This is a genomic window from uncultured Gemella sp., assembly GCF_963515875.1.
Lineage (GTDB): Bacteria > Bacillota > Bacilli > Staphylococcales > Gemellaceae > Gemella.
The window spans coordinates 21,840-28,344 of record NZ_CAUPZX010000024.1 but is presented as its reverse complement, the minus strand read 5'-3'; the positions used below and the strand labels follow the sequence as shown (position 1 = coordinate 28,344).

Sequence of the window (6,505 nt, the reverse complement as noted above, 5' to 3'; positions counted from 1 at the left end):
ATTAAAAATAGGCTGTTGATTCATGCATTTTTTGCATTTGTCAACAGCCTGAAAAAAACGTGTTTGGGGAACACGTTTTTTTATGAACTAAATTAAGTTCTAAGCAATTTATTGCTTGTTTATATCTAATCTTATATACAAATAACAAAAGAGTTTTGCAACTCTTTAAAAGGGAGAATGGCTTGCCTAGGGAGCGACAAGCCACATTATGAAAAAAATTAAAAAGTTTTATTATCTGTTAATTACATAAAGAATTAACCGAAATATTGGTTTAAACAAAAATAATTTCAAACTTAAAAGGGAGAAACGACAAGTGTCGTTAAGAATGAAATATCATTACTTTTGTTTAGATAATTATTATATACCTCTTACTTAAAATATACTTAAAATTTTCTAAGTTTTTTTAAAAAAATGAAATTTGTTCATTGGTTTTCATATTTAATTCAAAATTTATAGTTTCCCTACCATTTTCAGCTAAATAGCTGTTAATTTGAGAGAAGGCCTTACTCCCAAAAAAGCCACGGTATGCGGATAGCGGACTTGGATGAGCTGACTCTATAATTTTATGTTTTGAAGAATCTATTAGTTTGTTTTTGCTTCTGGCATAGCTTCCCCATAAAACAAAAACTACATTTTCATTTTTTTCAGAAATATTTTCAATTATGTAATCTGTGAAATTTTCCCATCCCATTTTACTATGGCTTGCTGGTGAATTTTTTTCTACTGTTAGAACAGCGTTAAGTAAAAAAACGCCTTGTTTAAACCAACTTTCAAGGTTTCCTGTTTTTGCTGGTTTAATACCTAAGTCATCATGTAGTTCTTTATAGATGTTTATTAAGCTTTTAGGTAGAGGGACATCATCATTTACCGAAAAACTTAGACCACATGCTTGATCAGGATTATGGTAAGGGTCTTGTCCTAAAATCACAACCTTAATGTCTTCTAACGCTAAATCAAAAACTCTAAAAACCTGTTCTTTTGGTGGATAGATAGTTTTAGTAAGACGTTGTTCGTCAATTTCTTTTATCATGTTATTTAGTTCATTTATTTTTGGATAATTATCAAATATTTCTTCCCAACTTTTGTGCATATAAATCTCCTTTTAAAATTAGATTATTATGATTCTTGTTAAAGTATAACATAGTTAAATATATATTAAAATAGTTGAGATAGAAATCACATGGTTGTAACATAAGTGTTAGTAGTGTGGTATAATGATATTGATAAATACTTAGGAGGAATATGTATGAAATTAGGTTTTATTGGTGTAGGAAATATGGGAAAAGCTATCTTAGAAGGATTACTTCGTAGTGGTAAAGTTAGTAGTACTGATATTTTTGTAAGGAACTCTTCTGATAAAAGTACTAAGAATATTGCAGAAGAAATAGGTGCAGTATTTTGTGGAGATTTAGAAGAGGTAGCGAAAAAAAGTGATATAGTATTTTTAGGAGTAAAACCATATTTAGTGGCGACAGTTCTCGAGAAAGTGGCGGATAGTTTAAAAAATAAGATTGTTATTTCGATGGCTGCAGCGGTAGAAATAAAAGATTTAGAAAAGGTACTTCCAGAGACTAAAATAGTTAGAATTATGCCGAATACGCCCGTGAAAGTAGGAGATGGTGTAATAGGAGTTACGTTTAATTCGTTAGTAGATGACTCTGAGAAATTATTAGTACTAGATTTGCTAAATAATCTAGGTATTGCCGAGGAAATACTGGAAAAAGATATGGCTGTTTTAACAGCTTTGAGTGGTTCAGGTCCTGCTTATGTGTATTTATTTATAGAGGCTTTAGCTGATGGTGCTGTTCTAAATGGTTTAAAACGTGATGTCGCCTATAGACTTGCTGCAAATACTGTTTTAGGTGCTGCAAAGATGGTGTTAGAGACTAAAGAACATCCAGGTAAGTTAAAAGATGATGTATGTTCACCGAGCGGAAGCACTATTGAAGCTGTAAGAGTTTTAGAAGAAAAGAATTTCCGTAGTGCAGTTATTGAATGTGAGAAAGCTTGTTTCGATAAACTAGATAGAATGAGATAGAATATAAGAGTAATATTAAAGGTTGCTCCAAAAGTCCTGAAATTTAACAAAGTTCATATGAGAACTCATAGACGCAGTGGTTTATTGATATCTAAATTCGCTTTATAGAAGCTATTTAGATATCTAATAAACTGTGCGAGGGTGACTCGACAAAATCGATTTCTAAGAAATAACGATTTTTGAGTCACTCCTTTTTATTTATTTAATTCATCTGTTAAGTTGTAAAGTTCATCTACTAGATGACCGACATAAGCAATAGCTTCTTTAAGCGGTTCATCAGTGCTTACATCACAACCTGCAAGTTTTGAAAGATCTAAAGCTGACATGCTGCTTCCTTTAGAAAGAACATTTAACCAAGTATCAGCATACGAGTCGTCGTTATCGATTTTATTAGCGATGGCTGTACCGATTGTTAATCCTGCAGAGTAAGTGTATGGATATAATCCCATGTAGTAGTGAGGTTGTCTCATCCAAGTAAGCTCTGCACCTTCATTAACTACTAAACTATCTCCGAAGAATTCTTCCATAACATCACGTTTCACTTTAGAAAGAACATCGGCAGTCAGCATTTCATTATTATCTACCATTTTGTAGATTCTATCTTGATATACTGCTTCTAGGTAATGTGTCACCATATTGTGGAAGTATGTTCTACTAATCATATTACTGATAACCCAACGTTTGAAACGAGTATCAGTGTTAGTTTTTAATAGGTAGTTAGATACGATAACTTCGTTACATGTTGATGGCGCCTCAACGAAGTAAAGTGGGCAATCGTTATTTAACATTGTTTGGTGTTTTCCTGTGCTCATAAAGTGATATGCATGTCCAAGTTCGTGAGCAAGAACGAAAACTTCATTCATTTTTCCAGTCCAAGAAAGCAGGATAAATCCAGCTACATTAGGAACGGTTGCACAGAATCCACCAGTGCTTTTTCCTATATTTTGCGGGAAGTCAGTCCAACGTTTGTCATAACTTTCATCAATCATTTTAACGTAGTCTTCACCAAGAACACCAAGTGCTTTTTTAAGGTAAGAACGAGATTCGTCGATAGTCATATCAACTTCGAAATCTGGATCAAGGTTAATTTTACAGTCTGCAAACTGCATATCTTCAATTTTGTGTTCGCGAGCTAGTAGTTTAATGTAACGTTGAATATGTGGTGCTAAATCTGTCATAAGAGTACGGATTTGACGATCATATAGTTCGCGGTTACCATCTTGAGTAGCTAATAGGTAGTCGATAACACTGTCGTAACCACGCATCGTAGCTAACATTTTTTCTTTTTTAATTTGAGAAATATATTCATTAGCTGAAGTGTTTTTATAAGCGTTTAGAGTTTTATAAAAACTTTTCGCAGCTTTGCGGCGTACTTCAGTATCATTATCCATTTCATGTAAGTTTTCGTATAAAACAAAACTATTTTCAAAAGTTTTTCCGTTTGCTTCAAAGCTATCGAATTCCATGTCTTCATGTTTTGTTACTTCATATAAGTTGAAGTATCCAGGTAGGCTCTCGTAATTCGCAATTACCTGTTCAGCTTCTTTTGATAAAGTGTGTTTTTTCTCTTGAACGATTTTTTCGAAGTAATATTCTAAATCAGGACGATAGTTTTTTACAAAGTCTTTAATGAATTGTTCATCTAGTTCTACAAGTTCAGTATCAAAGAAGCTTAGATTTCCAGCCCATATAGTAGAAACATCTTCAAAAAGTGTCATATTTTGCACTACGTTGTCGTTGAATCTATCTACTGCCATTGGTAATTCTGCATAGTGAGATAGTTTGTAATATTCTTCATAAAGTTCTTCGTATTTTTTAACAGCAGTATCTAGAGTAGCATGATCCGTTAATTTCCCTTCGTAAGTAGCCTTGAAATCTAAGATTTCTTTTTTAATATTCTCAAGACTAGCTTTGTAATCTTCATCAGTTTTATATAAAAGAGTCATATCCCAAGTATACTTCTCTTCAACTTCATTTCTTGGTATTAATTTCATTTCAGTCATAGTTTACCTCCTGTAAATTATAGTTTTAAAGTCATTTGACTTAAATTATATTATAATATGTTATGCTATATAAGTCTATAAAATAATTCCGAAAGAAAAAAATTTCGTATTACGTATAAAATTAGACTGAGTGAAATTTTGAGTTTAGTTTATTTATGAGAAAGTTAGGTTTCAGAGATATTTTTAAAGTTAAAGTTTACTCTGAAATTTTTTTGAGTTATAATTTTAATTAGTAGATCTAATAAATAAAAGTGAGGTATTTTATGAAAATAGCAGTAGTAGGTGGGGGAATAGTAGGGGCTACATGTGCTTATTATTTGTCAAAAGAACAGAAAAATGAAATAGTAGTTTTTGACTATGGCTTGGGTCAAGCTACTAAAGCCTCAGCAGGGATTATAAGCCCTTGGTTTTCTAAAAGGCGTAATAAACCGTGGTATAAGATGGCAAGACTTGGTGCTGATTTTTATTTGAAGCTAGTTACAGATCTAGAAAGAGATGGTTATAATACTGACTTTTATTCACAATGTGGTGTATATCTATTGAAAAAAAATGCGGACAAGTTACCTGAGTTAAAAGAACTCGCAGAAAGTCGTAAAGAACTATCGCCGATGATAGGAAATTTAGAGATAATTTCAAAAGAAGAGGTTCAAAAGATTATCCCTAGTTTTGATAATAATGGAGATGTATTGTTTGCGAGTGGTGGTGGACGTGTAGAAGGAGAGAGATTCGTTGATACTTTACTTAGCGCCTCGAAAGCTAATCTTGTTAGGGAAAAAGTTAGTCTAAAAGCTGTAGGAGATAAGTATGAGGTTAGTGGAGAACTCTTTGATGCTGTTGTTCTTGCGACTGGTGCATGGTTAAAAGATATATTATTACCACTTGGTTTTGATGTTGATGTTCGTCCACAAAAAGGCCAACTAAGAGATTATAAAGTTGCCGATGAAAATACAAGAGTTTATCCGGTTATTATGCCTGAGGGTGAATTGGATATTATTCCATTTGAAAATGGTGTTGTTAGTGTTGGAGCAACACATGAAAATGACATGGGCTTTGATTTAACTGTTGATAAAATGAAACTTGACGCATTTGGTGAAGAAGCAGAGAGCTTTTTAGGTGAATTGAAAAATTCAGAAATAATAAATGAGCGTGTCGGAATTAGAGCCTATACTAGTGATTATTCTCCGTTTTTTGGAGAAGTTCCAACACTAAAAAATGTTTATGCGATAAGTGGACTTGGTTCGTCTGGTTTAACTACAGGTCCGATAATTGGATATAGTATTGCTAATATGATTTTAGGTAATGATATAGAGCTAGATCCCCAAGATTATAATATTCAAAATTATATAAATCTTAGAGAAAGTATTTAAGGTTTTTGTTATAATTTGACGAAAAATACTACTGGTTAATAAAAGAGAAGGACTTATTTAAGAATTATTGATAAACTCTATAGAGATTTATTTGTTGTCCTTTAGTTTATACGAAGTAATTTTGAAAGATATTTTACTGATATTAATAGTAAAATATCTTTTTTTCTTTTATAAAAAATAGGACAGCTCCTTTATTTTATGATATAATTAAAAGTGGAGTGTTATACTCATAAAAAGTTGATTATTGTGTATTACAACGACATTATTAATTTAAGGAAGGAGATTTTTTATGATAGCTGAATACTTATCAGGAGTAAGTACACTGACGCTTATTATTCATTTATTGGATATATTATTAGTGTGGTTATTAGTTTATAAACTATTAAGTCTACTGCAAGGTACTCGTGGTATGCAACTTATTAAAGGTATTTTAATCGTTATAGGTTTAAAAATATTCTTTAATTTTATCGGATTTAAAACTATGACGTACATCTTTGAACAAGTAGTGACTTGGGGAGTGTTAGGGATAATGATTATATTCCAACCAGAATTAAGACGAGCTCTTGAGTATATAGGAAGGGTGCAGCTGTCTAATATCTTCAATATTAATTATAAGGATGTTGAAAAAGATTCTACAGAACAAATTATTAAATCTGTCGTTGATTCATCAAGACATATGGCTCGTCGAAGAATAGGGGCTCTTATTGTTTTAGAAAATAACACTGGACTTGATGAGTATGTAGAAAGTGGTATCACTGTTAATGCTGAGGTAACGAATGAACTTATAATTAATATATTTATTCCTAATACACCACTGCATGATGGAGCAATGATAATAGATAAAAATAAAATTCGTGCCGCTAGTTGTGTGCTTCCTTTATCAGATAATAGATCAATTGCGAGTAGTTATGGAACACGACACCGTGCAGCCTTAGGGTTATCGGAGTTGACAGATGCCATTGTTATTGCTGTTTCAGAAGAAACTGGGAAAATTAGTGTCTGCCAAAATGGTGTGTTAACTTCTGATTATTCAACAGAGGCTTTAACTAAATATCTGACTAAAAATTGGCAACAACAAGAAAGAATTATTAAATAAG

5 protein-coding genes are annotated in these 6,505 nt (G+C 32.1%); 3 read left to right on the top strand and 2 right to left on the bottom strand.

Annotation, left to right across the window (positions count from 1 at the left end):
- Nucleotides 1–403 precede the first annotated feature (403 nt).
- Nucleotides 404–1,090 (bottom strand): uracil-DNA glycosylase, encoded by a 687-nt coding sequence (gene ung, locus RWL85_RS05380; RefSeq protein WP_314085794.1) that lies wholly within the window; start codon nucleotides 1,088–1,090, stop codon nucleotides 404–406.
- 156 nt (nucleotides 1,091–1,246) lie between these two features.
- Between ung and proC the strand changes: the two genes are divergently transcribed.
- Entirely contained in the window at nucleotides 1,247–2,038 is a 792-nt protein-coding gene (gene proC, locus RWL85_RS05375) for a pyrroline-5-carboxylate reductase (RefSeq protein WP_314085792.1), read from the top strand.
- 194 nt (nucleotides 2,039–2,232) lie between these two features.
- Here the strand turns inward: proC and pepF are convergent, their stop codons facing one another.
- On the bottom strand, nucleotides 2,233–4,041 hold the full coding sequence (gene pepF / locus RWL85_RS05370; RefSeq protein WP_314085789.1) for an oligoendopeptidase F: 1,809 nt from the start codon (nucleotides 4,039–4,041) through the stop codon (nucleotides 2,233–2,235).
- A 263-nt stretch (nucleotides 4,042–4,304) separates the two neighbouring features.
- Between pepF and RWL85_RS05365 the strand changes: the two genes are divergently transcribed.
- Nucleotides 4,305–5,408, top strand: a complete 1,104-nt coding sequence (locus RWL85_RS05365; protein WP_314085787.1) for an FAD-dependent oxidoreductase — start codon at nucleotides 4,305–4,307, stop codon at nucleotides 5,406–5,408.
- A gap of 289 nt (nucleotides 5,409–5,697) precedes the next feature.
- Nucleotides 5,698–6,504: a diadenylate cyclase CdaA gene (cdaA, locus tag RWL85_RS05360; RefSeq protein WP_314085785.1), complete on the top strand. Its 807-nt coding sequence runs from the start codon at nucleotides 5,698–5,700 to the stop codon at nucleotides 6,502–6,504.
- Nucleotide 6,505 lies beyond the last annotated feature (1 nt).